Origin of the sequence: Mycobacterium sp. E3298, assembly GCF_001666895.1 — a bacterium.
Classification (GTDB): Bacteria; Actinomycetota; Actinomycetes; order Mycobacteriales; family Mycobacteriaceae; genus Mycobacterium.
Genome location: NZ_LZJB01000381.1, coordinates 1 through 965, shown reverse-complemented (window position 1 = coordinate 965; position 965 = coordinate 1). Strand labels below are relative to the sequence as shown.

The following is a 965-nucleotide window of genomic DNA, read 5'->3' as shown; positions in this document are numbered from 1 at the left end:
TGGCCAGCACCCTGCGCTGCCTGCGCGACCAATTGGAGTAGACAACTCATCGCCTGCCAGGCCGCCTTCGGCGCCACGCCCGCGCCACGCCGCAATGTACTGTGCGATTCGGGAACGAACTCGACTGTGGCGCCGAAGGCGGCCTGGGAAGGGAGCTCGAACGATGAGGACTTCACGGACGGTGGCCGCGGGAGTCGCGGCGACGACGGCGCTGGCGGTGGCGGTGTCGGGGTGCGGCGGCAAGAATTCGACGCCTTCGACGTCCAAGCCGGGATCGTCCAGCTCGGCTACCAGCGCCCAGAGCTCGGCGCCGGCGTCGTCGGGCCCCGCCCAGCCGAGTGACTACACCGGGTTGCTGATCCAGGCCAGCGACATCAATGCCCCGATTCCGTTCACGGCGACCCCGCCGATCAGCAACCCGAACGGCCAGCCCGGCATCGCGACGACGTTCAAGGACGAGGACGGCAGCCACGTCATCAAAGACACCATCCAGGTGTTGGCCGACCCTGGCGCCGCCACGAACGCGTTGAACGCGGCCAAGGGCGGTCACGGGTACGAGCACCACGACGAAATGCAGCAGCAGCGCATGGGCCGGCATGCCGTTGATGACGGTCATCGGGCTCCTCGGGTTGTGGGCGGTCCGCTCGCGCTCAGCCGCCGAGCCCCTTCTTGATGACCGCGTCCTGTTTCTGGCCGACATCGTTGACGAAATCCGCGGGGGCCAGCGTGTCGGGCGGTCCGTCGAACTGCAGTGTCACGAAGGCCCTCCCCTCGGTGAACATCAGCAGGGTCACACCCTTGTTGTGGTCGGGGGAGTTACCCAGCAGGGTCGTTCCGCCCGTCCCGACGGTGGCGGCTTGCGTGGTCGGGTTCTTGATCACGTCACCCTGACCGCCCTTGGCCGCGTTCAACGCGTTCGTGGCGGCGCCAGGGTCGGCGACCACCTGGATGGTGTCTTTGATGAC

The 965-nt window shown here is 67.6% G+C and carries 2 pseudogenes; one reads left to right on the top strand and one right to left on the bottom strand.

The window, feature by feature from the left end:
• Positions 1-163: 163 nt before the first annotated feature.
• Positions 164-544, top strand: a pseudogene (locus tag A9X05_RS29900) (hypothetical protein); the annotation flags it as partial.
• 106 nt (positions 545-650) lie between these two features.
• Here A9X05_RS29900 and A9X05_RS17855 read toward each other — a convergent pair.
• Positions 651-965, bottom strand: a pseudogene (locus A9X05_RS17855) (hypothetical protein); the annotation flags it as partial.